Here is a 19,941-nt window from a genome sequence, read left to right as displayed (position 1 = left end):
TTACAGCAAATTAATTTTAAAACAATCTGCTCACATCTGCTTAAATCTTTTTAAAATCTGCGTGAAAAAATATTTAGCACATAGAAAATAGATTTTTATGTGTTTAAAAATAATTATCCAGAATATGAAAATTGGACTTTTTATACCGTGCTACGTCGACCAATTTTATCCTAAAGTAGGAATTGCAACCTATGAGCTATTACTAAAATTGGGATGCGATGTCCGTTTTCCGATGAAACAGACATGTTGCGGACAGCCTATGGCAAACAGCGGTTATGCACATTTAACCAAAGGCTGTGATGCTAACTTTATAGCTAATTTTTCAGAATTTGATTATATCGTTTGTCCTTCAGGAAGTTGTGTTTTACATGTTAAGGATCATCTACATGATGAAAAACAGGAAGAACTGGCGGCAGAAATGCGCAAAAAAGTTTTTGAATTAACAGAATTTATTACTGATGTACTTAAGGTAGACCATATTGAAGGAAATTTTCCGCATAAAGTAGGAATGCACCAAAGCTGTCACGGACAACGTGGACTTAAACTTTCGCAGATGACCGAATTGAATGCTCCGTTTTTCTCTAAACCCGGACAATTATTAAGTAAAATAAAGGGTTTGGAATTGGTTTCTTTAAGCAGAAAAGACGAATGCTGTGGTTTTGGAGGTACATTTTGTGTCACTGAAGAAGCAGTTTCTGTAAAAATGGGTCAGGACCGAATCAAAGATCATGAAAAGCATGATGTTGATTATATTACAGGTGGCGACATGTCTTGCCTGATGCATTTGGAAGGAATTCTGAATAGGCAAAAAAGTCCTATAAAAACCATTCATATTGCTGAGATATTAAATTCAGGAATAGAATAGTTTAATAAATTGTGCCAAAAAATTTAAACACATAGAAACATAGTTTTATTTTTTTTTAAATTAAGATTAAAATAAATGACAAATCATTTACACATAGCTATGTTTTTTTTAGCAAAGTGTAACGCCTTTTTTAAGTTATAAAAATCTATGTTTCTATGTGTTAAAAATAACTTATTCATGAAAAAATTAACGCTCAGTTTTGCATTATTACTTTCGCTTATTTTTTTATCGTTTAAAAGAGATCCGTCTTTGGTAACGTTAAAAGAAGTAGTGGTAAAAGCGCCTTTTGAAATGCCGGCTATAAAAATTCCGGATTTTAGTAAATGTAAAGAATTTTCAATTGTTGATTTTGGAGCTGTTCAGGGAAATAAAGACAAAACTTCTGAAGCCATAAATAAGGCGATTGCCAAAGCAAATAAAGCAGGTGGAGGAATTGTTGTCATCCCGGAAGGCGAATGGCTGACAAAAAAAGTTCACTTTAAGAGCAATGTGAACCTTCATTTAAAAAAAGGAGCCGTTTTACTTTTTTCTGAAGATCCAAATGATTATTTACCAGCCGTTAACTCAACTTGGGAAGGATACGAATGCTTTAATTATTCGCCATTAATTTATGCTTACAAATGTAAAAACATTGCCATTACAGGTGAAGGTGAACTGAAAGCTAAAATGGATATCTGGAAACAATGGTTCACGCGTCCAAAATCACACATGGAGAGCCTGAAAAAATTGTATAATCTGGCTTCGTACAATAAACCAATGAAAGAAAGACAAATGGCAAATGATACTGCCCGCTTTCGTCCACATTTCATTCAGTTTAACCGTTGCGAAAATATTTTGATGGATGGCATTTCGATTACAAACAGCCCTTTCTGGACGATTCATCCTTTTTTATCCAAAGATGTTGTACTTAGAAATTTAAAAGTATATGCACACGGACATAATAATGACGGAGTTGATCCTGAAATGAGTCAAAACGTATTAATTGAAAATTGTGTTTTTGATCAGGGAGATGATGCCATTGCAATAAAATCAGGCTGTGGAAAAAATGCATGGTTATTAAATACTCCTTCAAAAAACATTGTTATTCGTAATTGTACTGTAAAAAACGGCCACCAGTTAGTGGCTATCGGAAGTGAATTGTCAGGCGGAATAGAAAATGTATTTATTGATAATTGTTCGGTTGTTGATGGAGCAAAACTGAATCATCTTCTTTACATAAAAACTAACGAACGAAGAGGCGGATTTGTAAACAATATTTACATGAGTAATATTGTTTCTGGTAAAATTGATGCAGGAATCCTTGGTATAGATACAGATGTTTTGTACCAATGGAGAACTTTGGTTCCTACAATTGAACGCAGACTTACGCCAATAAAAAATGTATATCTGGAGAATGTAAAAGCTACAGATGTGAAATTTATTTCGAAAATTTCAGGTCAGAAAGAACTTCCGGTAGAAAATATATTTCTGAAAAATGTTGCTGCTGATGTTGTTCAGGAAAACCAGAACATTCATGAAAATGTTTCGAATTTTGTAAATAAAAATTGATTCTAAACTGATCCAGACCGGGTTATTTTAAACTAATAAAAATGTCTTCAAAAAAAACAATACCACATAGCGAAGTCGCAACTCGTTTTAACAAAGATGTTGAACGGGTAAACTGGCATGATGAAACACTTTGGTTTGTTCGTGAAAAACGTGATAAGGCCGCGCACCAGATTCCGGATTGGGAATTGCTTAGGGAAACAGCTTCACAAATTAAACATAATGTACTCTCAAATATTCATGATTATTTGATTGAATTTGAAGAAAATGCTCAAAAAAACGGAATCACTGTTCACTGGGCAGCCGATGCAAAAGAGCATAATGAGATTGTACATGCTATAATGGCGAAGCACGATGTGAAGCAAATGGTAAAGTCAAAATCAATGCTTACCGAAGAATGCCATTTAAACGATTATCTGGCAGAAAAAGGTATTGAAGTTATCGATTCTGACTTAGGAGAATTCATTGTTCAGCTTCGTAAAGAACCGCCAAGTCATATTGTTTTACCGGCTATTCACCTTAAAAAAGAAGATGTAAGTGAAACTTTTCATGAACATCTGGGGACAGAAAAGGGAAATTTCAATCCGCAATATTTAACAGAATCAGCACGTCAGACTTTAAGAGATACCTTTTTAACTCGTAAAGTTGCTTTAACCGGAGTAAATTTTGCCGTAGCAGAAACCGGAGAATTCGTTGTATGTACGAATGAAGGAAATGCAGATATGGGTGCGCATCTTGCAGATGTACACATTGCTTGTATGGGATTCGAAAAATTGATTCCACAGCGCAAACATCTTGGTGTTTTCCTTAGATTATTGGCCAGAAGTGCAACCGGACAGCCGATTACCACTTTCTCAAGCCATTTTAAAAAACCAAGAGACGGACAGGAAATGCATATCGTTATCGTGGATAACGGAAGAAGCACACAATTAGGAAGAGAAGATTTCAGAAACTCATTAAAATGTATCCGTTGTGGAGCGTGCATGAATACATGTCCGGTTTACAGACGAAGCGGCGGGCACAGTTATCACAATGCAGTTGCAGGGCCAATTGGTTCTATTCTGGCTCCAAATCTGGACATGAGCAAAAATGCCGATCTGCCTTTTGCCAGTACACTTTGCGGTTCCTGTACCAATGTTTGTCCTGTAAAAATTGATATTCACGATCAGCTATACAAATGGCGTCAGGTATTGGTAAAAGAAGGACATACGCCAGCTGCAAAAACAGTAGCGATGAAAACGATGGCAACGGTTTTGGCAAATCCAACGATATTTAATCTGGCAGGAAAATCAGGAAGATTTATGATGAAAAATGTTCCTGCAGCAGTAAATAATAAAATGAATAAATGGTATGATCAGCGTGAAATGCCGGCTGTTCCTGAAGAATCTTTTAGAGAATGGTACAAGAAAAATTCACGTGAATCTAAAGCGAAGGACAATGAGCAGTAAAGCTGAAATATTAAAAAAAATAAAACAAAATCAGCCTGATTTTGTGACTGATTTGCCTGATTTAGAGGTTTTAGGATCAGAAAACCCGAATGTTTTGGAAACCTATAAAACGGTTTTGAAAAACATTGGAGGAGAAAGTGTTGAAGTTGCTGATTATAATGAAATTATAGATTTCTTAAAAAATAATTACGCACTGGAAAAAAGAATAATCACAACCATTCCGGAACTTGCTGAAGTGGCTGCTCTGGACTGGAAAAATGACGATCCGCATACGCTTCAGAATGTGGAATTAGCAATAGTAAAAGGTCATTTTGGCGTTGCCGAAAACAGCGCAATCTGGGTAACGGATGATATATTAGGACAGCGTGTGGCCCCTTTCATTGCACAATATTTAGCGATTATTGTCAATAAAAATGACATATTGCCAATGATGCATCAGGCTTACAAAAGAATTGGAAATCTGGAATACGGTTTTGGGACTTTTATTGCAGGTCCTTCAAAAACAGCAGATATTGAACAATCTTTAGTGTTGGGAGCGCATGGTGCTAGAGGATTAATTGTATTTTTACTGGATTAAAAAAACTAAAAACTAAAAAATTGAAAACAGATTTTACATTAGAAGGAAAAGTAATAATTGTTACAGGAGCTACCGGAGTTTTAGGTGAAGCTTTTGTTAACGGTATCGCTGCTGCAGGCGGTATTGTTGGTGTTTTAGGAAGAAATGAAAAAGTAGCCAACGAAAGAGCGGAATTGATTATCAAAAACGGAGGCGAGGCTATCGCTTTAATTGCAGATGTAACGATTGAAAGTGATTTAATTAAAGCTCGTGATTTGGTACTTTCAAAATACGGAAAAATTGATGGTTTGGTAAACGCAGCAGGAGGAAATATGCCGGAGGCTGTAATTCAGTCCGATCAGGATATTTTTAAACTGAATATGGATGCTTTACAAAAAGTGATGAATCTGAATTTATTCGGAACACTTTTGCCAACGCAGGTTTTTGGAGAGGTTATTAAAAACAATGAAAGCATTGGAAGCATCGTAAATATTTCATCGGTAGCAACAGAACAGGCTATCACAAAAGTTCTAGGATACAGTCTGGCGAAATCAGCTATTGATTCGTACACAAAATGGTTTTCGGTTGAACTGGCAAAACGATATGGAGATAAAATCAGAATGAACTCTATTGTACCGGGATTTTTCCTAACAGAACAAAACCGTACTTTATTAACGAATCCTGATGGAAGTTTGACTGAAAGAGGAAATTTAATCATTGCCAATACCCCTTACAAACGTTTTGGAAATCCTGATGAATTAATTGGAGCTTTGATCTGGTTGCTTAGTGATGCTTCAAAATTCGCAACAGGTTCAAAAGTAACTATAGATGGTGGTTTTACAATCTTTAGTGGTGTATAATTTTAAGAAAAGAAAAGTATGAACAGAATGATACAAACCTGGAGATGGTTCGGACCAAATGATCCGGTAAGTTTACAGCATATCAAACAAACCGGTGCTACCGGAATTGTAACAGCCCTTCACCACGTTCCTCACGGAGATGTATGGACGGTTGAAGAAATAAATAAAAGAAAAGCCGAAGTTGAAGCATACGGACTGACATGGGATGTTGTGGAAAGCATTACGGTTCACGAAGATATTAAAACAAAAACAGGAGATTATCAGCTTTATATCGATAAATACAAAGAGAGCATTCGTAACGTTGCGGCTTGTGGAATCAAAATTATTACCTATAATTTCATGCCGGTTAATGACTGGACAAGAACACAGTTAGATTACAAAATGCCGGACGGTTCTGAAGCTTTGTATTTCAATTGGGTGGATCTGGCCATTTTTGATATTTATATTTTAAAGAGAGAAAATGCAGCAAACAGTTTCCCTGAAAATATCGCTGCAAAGGCAAAAGAACGCTTTAATTCGCTAAGCGAAGAGCAATTACAAGCATTGTCTGATGTGGTGATGTTTGGAATTCCGGGAGAAAAAAAGATGACTGTTGCCGATATGCAGGCCAAGTTAAAACCTTATAAAAACATTGACAGAGCGACTTTAAGAGAAAACTTAAGTTACTTTTTAAATGAAATTTGTCCTGTTGCTGATGAAGTTGGAGTAAAACTGGCCATTCATCCGGATGACCCTCCTTTTGATATCTTAGGATTACCGCGTATTGTAAACTCAATGGAAGATTATGATTTTATTCTTTCAAAAGCGCCTTATAAGTCAAACGGAATTTGTTTTTGTACAGGTTCTCTTGGAGCATCAGAAAAGAATGATTTACCGGAAATAACAAAAGCTTTAGGCGATAAAATACATTTTATTCATTTGCGAAATGTACGCAGGGATGAAGAAGGAAATTTTTTCGAAGCAGATCACTTAGACGGAAATGTGGATATGTATGCAGTAGTAAAAGAATTATTGCTAATTCAAAAAAACAATAATCTGTCCATTCCGTTCAGACCTGATCACGGACACCAAATGTTGGATGATTTAGGAAAAGTAAACAATCCGGGATATTCTGCTATTGGAAGATTAAGAGGTTTAGCCGAATTAAGAGGACTTGAAGAAGGGATTATCAGATCGCTTTAATTTGTTTATTTTCAATTGAATAATTGGATAACGATAAACTTTTTGTTAAAGTAAAAAATCTTCATTTGATGTAGATTTTAGAATATAAGTCATATAAGTACATTTAAAAATAGATGAACTTATATGACTTATTTATATGTATAAGATTCTAATTAAAAGATAAAAACATGAAAATTAAAAAAACACCCTCTGTTTTATTGATGACTATTTTGGCTTTAAGCATCATTATGAATGTTAATGCACAAAAAGACAATATCAAAAATGATGTTTTTTGGAATACAAAAGACGGACAGCCATTAAACAGTCAGGGGGGAGGTATTTTTAAATTTTCAAAGCCGGTTGGCGGAGTACAAAAATATTACTGGTACGGTGTTCAGTATGAAGAAGCGAATATCTACAGAAATGCTCCCTATATTACTTTGCCCAATGCCACTTTTAAATCGGTTACCTGTTACAGTTCAACTGATTTGGTAAACTGGACGTTTGAAGGAGATGTTGTAACCAAAGAGGATGTAAATAAATCAGGTAAAACCTGGGTTGGCCGTTTAGGAGTAGCGTACATAAAAGAACTGAATAAGTATGCCATGTTTGTACAGCATGATAGTGAAGTATTGATTATGCTTTCAGATACTCCAACAGGGCAATTTATCTGGCATCAGAAAATCAACATGGAAAAAATGATCGGAACAAGCAATACCGGCGATCAGACGGTATTTACCGATGAAGATAACGGAAAATCGTATTTAATTTATTCTTACGGAAAAGGAAGGAATAAAATATATGTTTCAGAAATTGGTATTAAAGAAGGTAAAGTAAACCTTTTAGACTGTACTCAGATTTTTAAAGGCGAGAGTCGTGAAGGAAACTGCATGTTCAAGTACCAAAATAAATACTACATGTTTGCATCCAATATCTATGGCTGGGATGCTTCGTTTGCCTATTATTTAGTTGCCGATGATATCAGAGGGCCCTATCTTCCAGTCAATGATATGTTGGTTATGAAGGGGGCTTCAGATGATTTTGCCCATGTTTCACAAACCGGTTTTTTCTTTTCTGTAAAAGGAAGTAAGCAGGAAACCATACTATATTGCGGAGACCGATGGGCAGATTTTGCAGGTAACGGCTTAGGATACAATCAATGGTGTCCAATGTCTTTTGATGGAAAAACACCTTATTTTAATTCGCTTAGTTCATGGAATATTAATGCTAAAACAGGCGAATGGAAAGTCGCCAAAGATAATAATTACGTTAAAAACGGAAGTTTTGAAGCCGATCGCAGACATATTCCAAGTCCTGTTAAACCTGTACAAATTGAATTAACAGGCTGGACTAATGAGGTTATTGAAGGAAATAAAATTAGCTTGGATACTATAACTTCTCCGGTAATCAATTATTTTAATACTGAAAATGACAGAAAGATTGTGATTGGCGAAAAAAGTTTAAATATTACCGATAAGATTAATTTTAAAAGAAAAACGTTTCAAACTATTACTTCGTCTCCTTATGTAAAACTCGAAGAGGGTTTATATACGCTTATAGCCAAAGTTAGGAATACCAAAGGTTTTACTAACTTAGAAATGTATGCTTTAAGTAATGGTAAAAAAAATGCATACAATATAAAGGAAGAAAATGCCTTATGGAAAACCATAATCATAAAAAACATAGCTATTAAGGCTGGCAAAGTTGAGATTGGTTTTCTGTTTGATGGAGAAGCAAATGCTTCTTGTCAGGTTGACGATGTTATGCTGGTTAGGAAATAAGAGAACTAATTAATTATAATTGAAAACAGGTGTCAGGCTGAGCGGAGTCGAAGCCCTTTCTAAATAAGCCTTCGACTCCGCTCAGGGTGATAGTATTTATTAAATTAGATTTTGAACTGTTGGGAAATGCGCAATCTTGTCATTTCGACGAAGGAGAAATCACATAACGTAACCACAAAGTACGTTGCTCTCTGGATCTGATTTCTTCTTACGTCGAAATTGACAAACTATACTGAATAAAAAATCTTTTGAAAATAATTGCCCTAGCCCCGATAGAAGTGAAAATCCTTTTGTGGCGGGGTTCGCCATAAAAGATTGAAACGGATAGCGGGATCAGCTTCTTAAAATTACCATTAAAAATGACTAAAAGGTGAAATTTGTAATTCAGTTTTTAATAACTAAAATTCATTAAACTTTGATAAAATACTATTAATTCCGGTGCTTTTAAAAAGGTATATTTATAAACTTTACATAACCATCAAATTAACCGGAATTATTTATGAAATCTATTGCTCTTAATCGATTTTTTCTCTGTATTATTTTTTTAATATCTCTTTTAGCTTCGGCACAAAAGCAGGCTGAACGAGATTTAATTTTAATTGATAAGGACTGGCGTTTTTCTTTCGGTCATTTGTACGATACCCAGAAAGATTTTAATCATGCGACAGGCTATTTTTCGTATTTAACCAAAACCGGATTTGGTGATGGTCCTGCTGCGCAAAATTTTGATGACCGTGCGTGGAGAAAATTAGATCTTCCGCATGATTGGGCGGTTGAGCAATCGTTTAGCGAAAAAGCGAGTTATAGCCACGGATTTAAAACTGCCGGAAAAAATTTCCCTGAAAAAAGCATCGGCTGGTACCGAAAAAAAATCAATATTCCTGAAAGCGATCAAGGTCGAATCATTTCTTTAAAATTTGATGGCGTTTTTAGAAATTCTAAAGTCTTCTTTAACGGTTATTTTCTTGGAACCGAAGAAAGTGGTTATAATGGATTTGAATATGATGTTACCGCTTATGTAAATTACGGCGGAGAAAATACAATTGTAGTGCGTGCAGATGCTTCGATGGAAGAAGGTTGGTTTTATGAAGGAGCCGGAATTTACAGACATGTGTATCTGCAAAAAACAAACCCAATTCACGTTGTAGCAAACGGAACTTATGTTACTTCCGAAATAAAAGAAAACATTGCTGAAGTTACCACTGAAGTTTATGTTGAAAATAAAGGGAATTATAAAGGTCAAATTGAAATTCTCCAAAGTATTTTAGACACTTCGGGCAAGCAAATTGCAATTATTTCTGAAACTAAAACTGCTCCGGATTTTTATAAAACATCGAATTACAGTTCAAAACTACAAGTCAATAATCCATTATTGTGGGATATTGAAAACCCCAATTTATATCGTTTAATAACTGAAATTAAGCAGGAAGGAAAATTAATTGACCGCTATGAAACTTCTTTCGGAATTCGTACAATTAAGTTTGATGCTGAGAAAGGTTTTTTTCTTAACGGAAAACCGGTAAAATTAAAAGGAACGAATAATCATCAGGATCATGCCGGAATTGGAACAGCCTTGCCGGATGAATTACAATATTACCGAATCAAAAAGTTAAAGGAAATGGGATCGAATGCCTATCGCTGTTCACATCATCCGCCAACACCTGAATTGCTTGACGCCTGTGATAAACTCGGAATGCTGGTTATTGATGAAACCCGTTTGATGGGAATTAACGATTATCACCTAAATGATTTAAAACGAATGATAGAGCGTGACCGCAATCATCCGAGTATTTTTTGTTGGTCGGTTGGAAATGAAGAGTGGAATATTGAAGGCGGAATTGTAGGTGAACGCATTACCAATGTGATGCAGGGATTTACAAAAAGTATTGATGCTACAAGACCTGTTACGGTTGGAATAAGCAGCGGTTTTAAAAGCGGAATATCTTCTGTAGTCGAAGTTATGGGCTATAATTATTTGGGTAACGGAGATATTGATGCACACCGAAATCAATTCAAACAACAACCGGGAATGGGCACAGAAGAAGGTTCTACGTTTGCAACACGCGGTATTTATTTTGATGATGAAGCCAAACATTATAAAAGTGCTTATGACAAAAAACCACGTCCAACATTTTACAGCATCGAAGAAGGCTGGAAATTTTATGCTGAAAGACCTTATTTAGCCGGAATGTTTATCTGGACCGGTTTTGATTACAGGGGAGAACCTACACCTTATGGCTGGCCGTCGGTTACGTCTTATTTTGGAATGATGGATGTTTGCGGTTTCCCAAAAGACAATGTTTATTATTTAAAATCATGGTGGGGAAATAAATCCGTTTTACATATCATGCCACACTGGAACTGGGTTGGAATGGAAAATAAAGAAATTGATGTCTGGGTACATTCAAACTGTGATGAAGTCGAACTTTTTCTGAACAAAAAAAGTCTTGGTAAAAAGAAAATGGTACAAAACAGCCATTTAGAATGGAAAGTAAAATATGCAGCAGGAACTCTTGAAGCCATTGGGTATAAAAATGGTAAAAAACTGCTTTCTGAAGTTCAAAAAACTACTGAGATTCCTCAAAATATAAAGCTTTCTGCAGATAAAGAAAATCAGCCTAATGCAAATGTTGTGGTCGTAACTGTTGAAACCACAGACAAAAAGGGATTACATGTTCCAACCTCCAACCATGAAATTACATTTGCTGTAAAAGGAGGAAAGATTTTGGGTGTTGGAAACGGGAATCCGACTTCTTTAGAAAAAGACCAGTTCATAGATAATATTGAGCTTGTACCAATTACGAATTTTGAAGAAAAGAAATTAGCTTCGGCTAATACTACAAATCAGATATCTTCTGATGATAACAATTGGAAAGAAGCCTTTAAAGACCGGGATTATAAAAATCAGGCTCCGTCATACGTGTATCGTGGTAAATTTGAATTAAGCAACAATTTAAGTACAAATACCGTTAATTTCTTTTACAAAAAAATAGGAACAGATGCAGTTGTTTTTGTAAACGGAAATAAAATTACTGCCAGTACAGAGGATGATCAAAAGTATGTTTTGAATAGTAATTTTTTAAAGCAGGGAACAAATACCATTCAGATTATTGCACCGCCTTTACAAAAAATAAGAGATTGGGACGTAATGAATACAGATCCGGGAATCATTCAGGTGATTACACCGGCTGAAGTCTGGAAAAGAAAACTCTTTAACGGATACGCTCAGATTATCATTCAAAAAGAGGAAAATGCTGCTGAACTAGTTTTATCGGCTACAGCCAATGGTTTAAATGCAGGAACTTTAATTTTGAAAAAGTAATTTAAAGTTTCAGATTTTTGAAATTTCGATAACTTCAAACCTGAAACAAAAGAAACCTGAAACGAGTAAAATTGTTTTGTTTGATTTTCATAACTTTGCAGAATGAGTAATCAGGCAGAAATTCAGGAAAATCAAAATTGTGATTTTAATACTTCGGATTTAAAACTAAAAGGTTTTAAAGTTTACGAAGTTGGCGGTGACGTAAGCAAGATACCAACTTATAACAGAAGGGACTTTTATAAAATATGTATCAATACAAGTAAAAGTCTTATACATTATGCTGATCGCGGAATAGAAACTGACGGTACCATTTTGTTTTTTGGTAATCCGATTATTCCGTATTCATGGGAAATAGTTTCTCCTGAATATGAAGGTTATGCCTGCGTTTTTACCGAAGAATTTTTAAAAGTAAAAGACCGCTCAGAAACACTTCATGAATCGCCTTTGTTTAAAATAGGCGGAACTCCAATTTTTACATTAACACCTGAACAAAAGGTTTTTATCGATTCGCTCTTTCAAAAAATGATCGAAGAACAAGAAACTGATTATGTTTTTAAAGATGATTTAATGCGTAATTACATCAACCTGATTATTCATGAATCAATGAAAATGCAGCCATCAGAAAACTTTTTTAAACATAAAAATGCCTCTTCGAGAATTACTTCTTTATTTTTAGAATTATTAGAAAGACAATTTCCGATAGAAACCAAAAACGAACCGTTGGCTTTAAAAACACCGCAGGATTATGCGCAAAGCCTTGCCGTTCATGTAAATCATTTAAACCGTTCGGTAAAAGAAGTTACAGGAAAACCGACAACTGCACATATTACCGAAAGAATTATCAACGAAGCCAAAGCTTTATTACAGCATACAGACTGGAGTATTGCTGATATTGGTTATTCGCTTGGATTTGACTATCCGAGTTATTTTAATAATTACTTTAAAAGACTTACTGGAACAGTTCCAAAGTCGCTCAGAATGTAAATTGTTTCAATTTCATAATTTTTTGTTTGAATATTGTTATTTTTAAGAAGCATTGTTATTCTAATTTTGCCTCTGAAATTACAGTATTAATCCTTTTCAGTTTTTAACAGACTAAATAATACTTCACAAAGCAACTTCTGGCTTTCTTAAATTTAGTTTATTGATTATGATATTGTTGGCTGTTGTAAAGTAGTTTCAAATAAAGTTAATCTCAAAAAAATAACTAAATTTATGTCAACAAATTATGCAGCCGTTATCGAAGAAGGAAAAGTCCCGAATACTTATATGACGGGTGACGTTTTCTATAAAAAACAAACTAGTGACATTCATCCGGAAAACACTGTTATTAAGGAAGTTACTTTTGAGCCTTGTGCAAGAAGTAATTGGCATAGCAACGCAGGTCTGCACATGCTCATTGCGAAAGAAGGAATTGGATATTATCAGGAAAGAGGAAGCGCCGTTCGAAAGCTTCAAAAAGATGAAGTTGTGACAATTTTACCAGGAGTAGAGCATTGGTATGGAGCAACTCCTTTTGATAAATTCTCCTACGTTGCCATTATCACCGAAGTAGATAAAGGCTATGGAATCTGGTTAGAAAAAGTAACTGACGGAGAATATTTTCTGTTAAGCAGCCACTAAGTTTTTTAAAACCTGAAACTTGAAACCTGAAACTTGAAACCTGAAACTTGAAACCTGAAACCTGAAACTTGAAACCTGAAACTTGAAACCTGAAACAAATAAAAAACAATATGGAAACAAAAAACATAAAAGCCTTTGGTACAGAAGCTGCCGAAGCTCCGTTACAAACACTAGATATCAAACGCCGTACAGTACAGGCACACGATGTAGAAATTGAAATTTTATATTGCGGCATCTGTCATTCAGATCTTCATTCGGCGAGAAACGAATGGCATGGAACAATTTATCCGATAGTTCCGGGTCACGAAATTGTGGGACGAATTGTAAAAGTAGGAGATCATGTTAAGAATTTTAAAGTTGGAGAACTTGCAGGAGTAGGTTGTATGGTTGATTCATGCAGAGAATGTGAGCATTGTAAAAGCGATTTGGAACAATTTTGTGATGAAGGAAGCATTTTGACTTTTAATTCTCCTGACGCACATTTAGGAGGACAAACTTTTGGAGGCTATTCAGAAAGTATTGTTGTGGATGAAAATTACGTATTGCATATTTCAGATAAACTTGATCTTGCCGGAGTTGCTCCATTGCTTTGCGCCGGAATTACAACTTATTCTCCTTTAAAACACTGGAAAGTTGGTCCTGGTCAAAAAGTTGGTATTGTAGGGATAGGTGGTTTAGGACACATGGGGATAAAATTAGCAAAAGCTATGGGAGCTCATGTAGTAGTTTTTACCACTTCATTGTCTAAAACCGAAGATGCTAAACGTTTAGGAGCTGATGAAGTAGTTTTATCTTCAGATCCGGAACAAATGGCACAGCATGCCCGAAGTCTGCATTTTATTTTAGATTGTGTATCGGCAGAACATAGTATAGATTCTTATCTAAATTTATTAAAAGTTGACGGAAATCTGGTTTTAGTGGGCGCTCCAATGGAACCGCTTCCTGTAACATCTTTCAGCCTTATATTAGGAAGAAGAAGTTTTGCCGGATCTATGATTGGGGGTATTGCAGAAACGCAGGAAATGCTTGATTTTTGTGCTGAACACAATATTATTGCCGATATTGAATTAATTGGCGTGAACGATGTTAATGATGCTTATGAAAGATTATTAAAAGGGGATATCAAATATCGTTTTGTAATTGATATGGCATCTTTGAAGAACTAAAAATACAGATTACTATATTATAAAAGCTGCATTTCTAATAAAGAAATGCAGCTTTTATGTAATTTTTGAATCTTACTTTTTATTCATTAAAAATTTATTGTAATTTTAACAAATTCACATTGAACTAAATTTAATCGTTAATTTAACAAATAACATAAATGAATATTAAAAGTAAAAATGTCCGCATAATTCCAATGTTCTTATTGGGTTTGTTTTTTAGCTGTTCGCCAACAGTTAATGTAACGAGAGATTATGACTATGCAGTTAATTTTAGTGAATTTAAGACTTTTACAGTTTATGATTTAAAGGCTCAGGAAGGTCAGGTAAACGAATTAAATGCTGATCGTATCACTAAAGCAATACGTGCCGAGATGATCGCTAAAGGTTTTACAGAATCGACTACTAATCCTGATTTAAAAGTAAATGCGGTTTCGATCTTAAAAAATAAAACTTCGGTTACTGCTAACAGTTACTACGATTATGGAACTATGCACCGTCCATATAGATATTGGGGCAGTGGCTCAATGTTATTAAACAACAATACCGTAACATTGAATACCGATGATTACCTGGATGGTTCCTTAATAATTGACATAGTATCTGCTAAAACCGGTAAATTGGTTTGGCAAGGATTGGGTAATGCTGAAATAGATAGTAAACTTAAAAATCCTGAAGAATTTATCAATAGCGCTATAAAAAAAATATTAGCAGGTTTTCCTCCTGATGCTGTAAAAAAATAGTTTATAGATTTTTGATATAAAATATTTGTTTATAACCCTTGGGTGTAATTATTAAAATCTAATTATACCCAAGGGTTATTTTATATACGAATTTAATATTGAATGATTTAAATTTTATCTACCAGAGATTTTTGTTGTTACATCCATTCTTAATTTAGAGATTGAATACTAATTTAAAGATGAATTATGCTGATTTTTTTGTATAATTTAAAAGGTAATCTATATGTTTTTTTTGTTTGGTTCTAAAAAATCCCGAAACCAGATTCCCGATTGTTTGATGGTTCTTTTTTGAGTTTCAAAATCAACATGTACTAATCCAAACCTTGCATTGTAACCTTCTGCCCATTCAAAATTATCGGTAAGGCTCCATACAAAATAACCGTCAACTTTGCAGCCCTCTTGTTTTGCTTTAAATAATTGCTCTAAATGGTCTTGTATATAATGTGTTCGCTTAATATCATATACTTTTCCGTTTATTACGGTATCAGGAAATGCAGCACCGTTTTCGGTAATTATAATCTTTTTAATTCCATTATAAGAATTAAATTTTTGAAGGATATAGTATAGGGCAGGAGGATAAATCTCCCAGCCCATATCAGTAGATATAACATTTCTTTTTTCGGCACTTACTAATTCGGCCCCAATATACGGAGTTAATAATGAGTTTTTTACAATTTCACGTGTATAACACTGCAGGCCTATGAAATCAAAGTCAAATGCTAAATTGTCTAAATCATCGCCCTGAATATAATTAGTAAGTTTTTTAAGTACAGGAAGGTCATTCTGAGGATAACCTAAGCCTAAAATTGGTTCTATAAAAGTTCTGTTTAATAAGGTGTCGACACGCTTAGCTGCCTGGATATCTCCCGGTTTATCTGAAAATGGTTCGATATGAGTACAGGAAAAAGTAGTGCCGATATTTGCATCAGGGATGTATTGTCTTAGTTTTTTTGCACCGGCTGCAGTTGCTAATGTTACGTGATGTATAGCTTTTAAATAATTGGTTATGCCTTTTTTTCCCGGAGCATGAATTCCAAGAAAATATCCTGCACCTGTAAAAACAGAAGGCTCATTTATAACCATCCAGTTTTTTATACGATCTCCAAAATGCTGTGCACATACTTCTGCATAATCTGAAAACCATGTGGCACATTCTCTGTTTGTCCATCCGCCATTTACTTCAAGAGCATGAGGCAAATCCCAGTGGTAAAGTGTCACCCATGGTTCAATATTGCATTCCAGTAAAAAATCGATTATTTTATTATAGTAATCTATACCAGCCTGATTGACTGGGTGAAGCCCTGTAGGCATAATTCGTGACCAACTGATAGAAAACCTGAAATTAGGAATATTCAGTTCTCTAATTAGATGAATATCATCTTTGTAGCAATTGTAAAAATTGCATGCATTTATAGCATGATGACTATTTTTTATTTTACCTTTTTGACTGGTAAAAACATCCCATATCGAAGGTCCTTTTCCATCAGCATCATGCGCTCCTTCTATTTGAAAAGCAGCAGTAGATACCCCCCAAAGAAAATCTTCTCCAAATTGGTCCTTATTTAAAAATGACTTCTCTAATTTATTCATTCAAATATATTTTCCTTATTATGAAAATTAATGAATGAATGATGAGTGCATAGCTCTTAAAAAAAGCCATTCTTTAAATGAATCCAAAAAATGTAAGCTAAAGAATTTCATAACTATTTGTTTTATTCAAAATAAGCAAACAAATATAAATTTACAGTAACTTAAATGTTATCAAATAGTTAACTTTTTTTATTTCATAAGTTCTGTTTTGAAAGATTTGTCTTCCGGAAATAAAACATTATTCAGATGAGTATCTCTGTCATATACATCAGGAAAAAAATTGATTTGACCTTCTCTGTCTACCCATGCAGTAAAATATCCTATGTATATAGGAACTTTTGTAGTAAGTCTGCAAGTGATTTCTTTTTCACCGCTCATAGCATTATTAATTTTTTCTATAGGCCAGTCATTATATTCTTTCAGCATAGAAATTGCCAGTTCTTTTGCTTTCATCACGTTGATGCATCCATGGCTAAATATGCGTTTTTCAAATGTAAAAAGGCTCTTGGCGGGGGAATCATGCAAATAAATATCATTTGGATTAGGAAACATAAATTTTACGAGTCCCAGAGAGTTTTTAGGACCCGGTTTTTGTCTGACCTTGCCATTATTCCATTCCATATTATGATCGGCCAAATAATTTTTGTCTTCTGCCATTTTTAGTTTCAGTTCGTTTTGTATAATACTGGCTGGAACATACCAATAAGGGCTGAATACGATTTTATCTATCTGTCCGCTAAAAATAACTGTTTTGGTCAGCGGAGTACCAATAAATACATTCGATTCAATTTCAAAATTACCGTCTCTGATATAATATAGCATAAACGAAGGAATATTTACCATTACATACTCATGACCTTTTTCTAATGAAGGCGGAATCCATCGGCAGCGTTCCATATTGAGCATAAGAGTTTTTATGCGGTCACTTACCGGTTCGTTCATCTGATCGATGTGATCTTTGGTGATTTTGTAATTAAGTGTCAGCCCATATCTTTTTTTATATTTTAATACTCCTGTCATTAATTCTTCATCATAAACATTGCTTTTAGAGTCTCTTGCCAAATCGCCAACAACAGCAAGTCTTTGCCGTATTTGTGCCACAGTGTTAGAAGTGTCATCAGGTCTTAATTCTTTGAAAGGAGAATCTATTGTGATAGGTGTCCAGGTATTATTTTTTTCGATTGCTCTATATTTTTTTAAAACCTCATGAAGTTTGTAGTATTGACTAAAAAGGACCTGATTGTTATTATTAAGCAGTTTAGGATTAACGATTAAGGAATCCAGTAAAGTTGCATAAGCAATTTTTTTCTTTGGTAAAAACCATTCCAGATTGTTAACTGTTTTTGCATCAAGCCCTTCATAAACACTTTTGGCATAAATAATATACATGCTGCTCAAAAGCAGTTCTGTATCAGTTTCAGAAATTTTTTCTTCAGGGCTTTCATCAAAAATTTCATCGATTTTGGTTTTATAAGGCAGGCTGATTTCAACACCTTCATCATCAATCATATTCAATTTATGATATAATAAATATCCTAGTTCGTTTATTTCATTAGATTCGTACCAAATTGACTGATATGCCTTGTCTTTATAAAGTGCTGTAACTTCGCTTTGATACTTTTTTAAACTGGAATATTTTTTAAAAAATGCTGCTAATATACCATCGTTAATAACAGGAATTCCATACGTGTATTCTAAAGTAATTGTGTTTTTATCTGAAAAAATATTTTTAGAAATTACAGACGGTGCAATTAATAAACAGATTACTAAAGCTGTGGAGAATGTAAAGTTTTTCATTTTTTTTAATTTAGGAATGATAAAACAATTAATGAGAAATTTGCGAATGACAAATTCTTTTATTTGGGAGTTAAATTTAAGAAAAATATGATAAAGTAGTTGTAATGAAAAGATTAAAAATACCGGAAGAATTTTTCGTATTTAACTTTTATTAACAGTAGTCAAAGCTTCATTAATTTATATTTGTAAGACAAAAAATGAAAATTTGAAATCTATGAGGTTGTACGTTTTTAAAATAGTTATTTTTTTCTTTCTGACTTTTTCAGTTACGGCATACTGCCAGAATATAAAACTAATTAATATTGACCAACTGAATGAAAGAATAAAGACAGGAAAAGACAGTACTTATGTTGTCAATTTTTGGGCAACCTGGTGTGCGCCATGCATTAAGGAACTGCCACATTTTGAAAAGCTGGGTGCAGAATACAAATCGGAGAAATTAGTCGTGTTATTGATTAGTGTCGATTTTAAATCCAAATTGAGTTCGGCTGTGGAGCCATTTGTCAAGAGAAAAAACCTTAAAAATGAAGTTTTATTATTGAATGAAAGCAGTCCGCAGGAATATATTGACCGAATTGATCCTTCGTGGTCGGGCAGCATCCCGGCAACCATTTTTATCAAAGGCGACAAACGAAAATTTGTCGAAAGCGAATTTACTTATGAACAATTATTAACTGAATATAAAAATCTGTAAACTATTAAATCATGAAGAAAATAATTCTTTTATTAGTACTGGCATTTTCTGCCTTTTTTTCTCAGGCGCAAACAGCAACTCTTAAAGCCGGAGATGCTGCACCGGAATTTAAATTAAAAAATGTAGATGGAAAAGAGGTTTCATTTGCAAGCTACCCAAAAGCAAAAGGATTTATCGTTGTTTTTACTTGTAATACCTGTCCGTATGCGGTTGCTTATGAGCAAAGAATAATTGATTTAGACAATAAATTCAGACCACAGGGGTATCCTGTAATTGCAATTAACCCAAACGATCCTGAAGCCCAGCCAGATGATACTTTTACTAAAATGCAGGATTTAGCAAAACAAAAAAAATATCCTTTCCCGTATTTATTTGATGCAGGGCAAAAAGTTACCGATCAATTTGGAGCAAAACGTACACCACATATTTTTATCGTATCGAAAACAGCTAAAGGTAATGTAGTAGAATATGTTGGTGCAATCGATAATGATCCGGAAGGAACTAAAACAGAAAAAATTAAATATGCTGAAGATGTTATAGCATCATTAAAAAACAATCAAAAACCAACTATTACACAGACTAAAGAAATTGGCTGTACAGTAAAAAGAAAAGCAAAAGCTTAATTTATTTGGCTCTTCATTTATACAAAAAAACGCCTCAATTCATTGAACTGCCCCCAAAAAGTTAGACACTATTTGGGGGCATTTTTATGGAACGAAAAGTCAAATATTCATATGAGTTTAAGCTTCTCTGTGTAGAAGAAGTTTTAAAAAAACATCGACCTTTAACTAGT

Annotated in this window: 16 protein-coding genes; 14 read left to right on the top strand and 2 right to left on the bottom strand. The window is 34.2% G+C overall.

What is annotated here, in order from left to right; genetic code table 11:
• Positions 1 to 124: 124 nt before the first annotated feature.
• The 12 genes from FLV_RS16520 to FLV_RS16465 all read left to right on the top strand — a co-directional run bounded on the left by FLV_RS16520 (position 125) and on the right by FLV_RS16465 (position 15,067).
• A complete protein-coding gene (locus FLV_RS16520) occupies positions 125 to 865 on the top strand; it encodes a (Fe-S)-binding protein (protein ID WP_243235320.1) in 741 nt (246 codons plus the stop codon).
• Positions 866 to 1,042: 177 nt separating this feature from the next.
• A complete protein-coding gene (locus FLV_RS16515; RefSeq protein ID WP_243235319.1) occupies positions 1,043 to 2,413 on the top strand; it encodes a glycoside hydrolase family 28 protein in 1,371 nt (456 codons plus the stop codon).
• A gap of 41 nt (positions 2,414 to 2,454) precedes the next feature.
• Positions 2,455 to 3,858: a lactate utilization protein B gene (locus tag FLV_RS16510; protein WP_243235318.1), complete on the top strand. Its 1,404-nt coding sequence runs from the start codon at positions 2,455 to 2,457 to the stop codon at positions 3,856 to 3,858.
• Positions 3,848 to 4,435, top strand: a complete 588-nt coding sequence (locus FLV_RS16505) for a lactate utilization protein C (protein ID WP_243235317.1) — start codon at positions 3,848 to 3,850, stop codon at positions 4,433 to 4,435. The genes FLV_RS16510 and FLV_RS16505 overlap by 11 nt, the downstream gene beginning before the upstream one ends.
• A gap of 20 nt (positions 4,436 to 4,455) precedes the next feature.
• Complete coding sequence (locus FLV_RS16500; RefSeq protein ID WP_243235316.1) at positions 4,456 to 5,274, top strand: SDR family oxidoreductase; 819 nt, start codon at positions 4,456 to 4,458, stop codon at positions 5,272 to 5,274.
• 27 nt (positions 5,275 to 5,301) lie between these two features.
• On the top strand, positions 5,302 to 6,456 hold the full coding sequence (gene uxuA, locus FLV_RS16495; RefSeq protein WP_243235551.1) for a mannonate dehydratase: 1,155 nt from the start codon (positions 5,302 to 5,304) through the stop codon (positions 6,454 to 6,456).
• A 167-nt stretch (positions 6,457 to 6,623) separates the two neighbouring features.
• Positions 6,624 to 8,216, top strand: coding sequence for a family 43 glycosylhydrolase (locus FLV_RS16490; protein ID WP_243235315.1), 1,593 nt, complete (start codon positions 6,624 to 6,626; stop codon positions 8,214 to 8,216).
• Between the two features lie 499 nt (positions 8,217 to 8,715).
• A complete protein-coding gene (gene galA, locus FLV_RS16485) occupies positions 8,716 to 11,538 on the top strand; it encodes a beta-galactosidase GalA (RefSeq protein ID WP_243235314.1) in 2,823 nt (940 codons plus the stop codon).
• Positions 11,539 to 11,640: 102 nt separating this feature from the next.
• Positions 11,641 to 12,522: a helix-turn-helix domain-containing protein gene (locus FLV_RS16480; RefSeq protein ID WP_243235313.1), complete on the top strand. Its 882-nt coding sequence runs from the start codon at positions 11,641 to 11,643 to the stop codon at positions 12,520 to 12,522.
• Positions 12,523 to 12,753: 231 nt separating this feature from the next.
• Positions 12,754 to 13,161, top strand: a complete 408-nt coding sequence (locus FLV_RS16475) for a cupin domain-containing protein (RefSeq protein WP_243235312.1) — start codon at positions 12,754 to 12,756, stop codon at positions 13,159 to 13,161.
• Between the two features lie 110 nt (positions 13,162 to 13,271).
• Positions 13,272 to 14,327: an NAD(P)-dependent alcohol dehydrogenase gene (locus FLV_RS16470; RefSeq protein ID WP_243235311.1), complete on the top strand. Its 1,056-nt coding sequence runs from the start codon at positions 13,272 to 13,274 to the stop codon at positions 14,325 to 14,327.
• Positions 14,328 to 14,485: 158 nt separating this feature from the next.
• The gene (locus FLV_RS16465; protein WP_243235310.1) at positions 14,486 to 15,067 is read left to right on the top strand and encodes a DUF4136 domain-containing protein; all 582 of its coding nucleotides are present in this window, start codon (positions 14,486 to 14,488) and stop codon (positions 15,065 to 15,067) included.
• 219 nt (positions 15,068 to 15,286) lie between these two features.
• Here the strand turns inward: FLV_RS16465 and FLV_RS16460 are convergent, their stop codons facing one another.
• The gene (locus FLV_RS16460; protein ID WP_243235309.1) at positions 15,287 to 16,657 is read right to left on the bottom strand and encodes a GH1 family beta-glucosidase; all 1,371 of its coding nucleotides are present in this window, start codon (positions 16,655 to 16,657) and stop codon (positions 15,287 to 15,289) included.
• A 189-nt stretch (positions 16,658 to 16,846) separates the two neighbouring features.
• Entirely contained in the window at positions 16,847 to 18,454 is a 1,608-nt protein-coding gene (locus FLV_RS16455; RefSeq protein ID WP_243235308.1) for a murein L,D-transpeptidase, read from the bottom strand.
• A gap of 214 nt (positions 18,455 to 18,668) precedes the next feature.
• On the opposite strand from FLV_RS16455, the gene FLV_RS16450 reads away from it, so the two are divergent.
• Both FLV_RS16450 and FLV_RS16445 read left to right on the top strand, forming a co-directional pair.
• Complete coding sequence (locus FLV_RS16450; protein ID WP_243235307.1) at positions 18,669 to 19,148, top strand: redoxin domain-containing protein; 480 nt, start codon at positions 18,669 to 18,671, stop codon at positions 19,146 to 19,148.
• Positions 19,149 to 19,159: 11 nt separating this feature from the next.
• The gene (locus FLV_RS16445) at positions 19,160 to 19,771 is read left to right on the top strand and encodes a thioredoxin family protein (protein ID WP_243235306.1); all 612 of its coding nucleotides are present in this window, start codon (positions 19,160 to 19,162) and stop codon (positions 19,769 to 19,771) included.
• The last annotated feature ends 170 nt before the right edge of the window (positions 19,772 to 19,941 follow it).

Origin of the sequence: Flavobacterium pectinovorum (assembly GCF_022802975.1) — a bacterium.
GTDB classification, from domain to species: domain Bacteria; phylum Bacteroidota; class Bacteroidia; order Flavobacteriales; family Flavobacteriaceae; genus Flavobacterium; species Flavobacterium pectinovorum_B.
The sequence above is the reverse complement of the archived record's forward strand: the minus strand, read 5'-3'. Positions and strand labels throughout refer to the sequence as shown.